The 1,730-nt window shown below is 68.5% G+C and carries 1 protein-coding gene; it reads right to left on the bottom strand.

Annotated features, from left to right (window positions below; translation table 11 throughout):
• Nucleotides 1-94: 94 nt before the first annotated feature.
• Nucleotides 95-1,624 (bottom strand): IS66 family transposase, encoded by a 1,530-nt coding sequence (tnpC, locus tag KGA66_RS28830; RefSeq protein ID WP_211472744.1) that lies wholly within the window; start codon nucleotides 1,622-1,624, stop codon nucleotides 95-97.
• Nucleotides 1,625-1,730 lie beyond the last annotated feature (106 nt).

The following is a 1,730-nucleotide window of genomic DNA, read 5'->3' as shown; positions in this document are numbered from 1 at the left end:
GTAAACGTTCACCGGTGTCACGGGGCGTGATGGTTCGGGGCGCGTGGTAGCTGCCGTTGTCCGGGTTGGTTTCGGCTGGTGGTGTGGTGGTGGGTCAGGCCGGGGTGTAGCCGGGTGGGAACCAGGGTGTGCCGACCAGTGCGTCGCGCAGGATTGCAAGGGGGCGTTGGCCGTGTTTGATCGCGGTGGAGAGCACGCCGCGGATGAGGTAGCGGTCTTTGCCGCGCTGCGTGTTGGTCAGGCGTCCGGAGATCTTCTCTTGGATCTTTGCGGGGCGTAGGTCGCGTTCGGCCTGGTTGGAGGTGGGTGGGATGCGCAGGTCGGTGGTGAAGCGCAGGAAGTCCGCCTCGCGCTGGTGGAGTGCTTCGAGTAGCAGGCGGGATTTGCGGGCGCCGGGTCGGGTGTCGGCCAGGTCGTGGGTGTGGGCCAGGCCGATCAGGACCGCGTGGCGCAATGCTTTGATCGGCTGGGCGGTGACGGCCGGGTCGATCGCGTCCCGGTCCTGGTCGCGGGCCTGATTGGCCCGGTGGATCAGTTCGCGCAGGGCGTCGGCGGCCTGGGCCGGCCAGATCTGGTCGGGGTACAGTTCCGCGGCCGAGGCCAGGTCCCGCAGGATGTGCGCCAGGCAGAGTTGGTGGTTGAGCGTGCCGAGCTTCGCGGAGTCGTAGGCGGTGTACCGGTCGTGCACGATCACCGCGTCGGCGGCCAGGTCCGCGAAGACGAACGCGGTGAAGGTGTCCAGGGAGCGGTCGCCGAGCAGGTAGTGGGTGTACAGCTCGGTGCAGGCGACCAGCAGGTATCCCTTGGCCTCCTTCTTACCCGGGGCGGGGGTGGCCGGGCCGGTCTTGACCGGGGTCTCATCACAGCACACCGCGAACGCCAGAGTGATCAGGGTGCGTATCGCCCGGTCCACGACGCGCAGCGCGGCGGCGGCCTTGGCGAGCATCCCGTGGACGAACCCGGCTGACGGCCTGGTCCCGGTCAACGATTCGACCAGGTCGCAGCACCGTGCGACCGGCAGGAACTGGATCACCAGCAGATACACGATCAGCGCCTGCAGGTTCGGACCGTACCCCGCGCTCCCGGCCCCGGCGCCCTCGGGCCGCGCCCCGGTGTGGGTGCGCCCGCACCCACAGGCCACCGCGTGCGCCTCGAACTGCGTGACCTTGACCGCGACCTCGGGCAGCTCATGCTGTTGATAGCGGTCCACCACACCCAGATCCAGCGCGCCGGCCAGGTCCGCGCCACACTCGCACGCGCCTTCGGGGAACACCGGCTTCGTCTCGTCCGGGGCCGAAACCCACTCACGGCGGGAACCGGGCGCGCCCTTCTGCTTGCCCTTGGCCTTCCCGGACGACTCGCGCAAGCTGCCCGGCGCCTTACGGCCCAGCCCGTCGTCCTTCGAGGAGGGAAACGACGAGTTCGAACTGTTGCGAGAGAGAAGGTGCCGCAGCTTCTCCAGCTCGCCGGCCTGCTCCTCGAACTTCTCCAGCACCCCGGCCAACTGCCCGGCCATCGCCGTGATCTGCGCATCCTGCCGAGCGATCACAGCATCCTGGTCCGCAACGAGCGCGATCAACTCCTCGCGCGAGAGCGACTGCGGATCCGGCACGAGCAGATCCAACCACATGACCGGCCGTCAGATCGACCCACGCCCCACCACACCCCACACACCCTGCGTCACCGCAAGGCGGACACCGTCACACTCCGATTTCCCAGTGAATGTTTGC

The sequence above is a fragment of the Actinocrinis puniceicyclus genome (genome assembly GCF_018283645.1).
In the GTDB taxonomy this organism is placed as follows: Bacteria; Actinomycetota; Actinomycetes; order Streptomycetales; family Catenulisporaceae; genus Actinocrinis; species Actinocrinis puniceicyclus.
The sequence above is the reverse complement of the archived record's forward strand: the minus strand, read 5'-3'. Positions and strand labels throughout refer to the sequence as shown.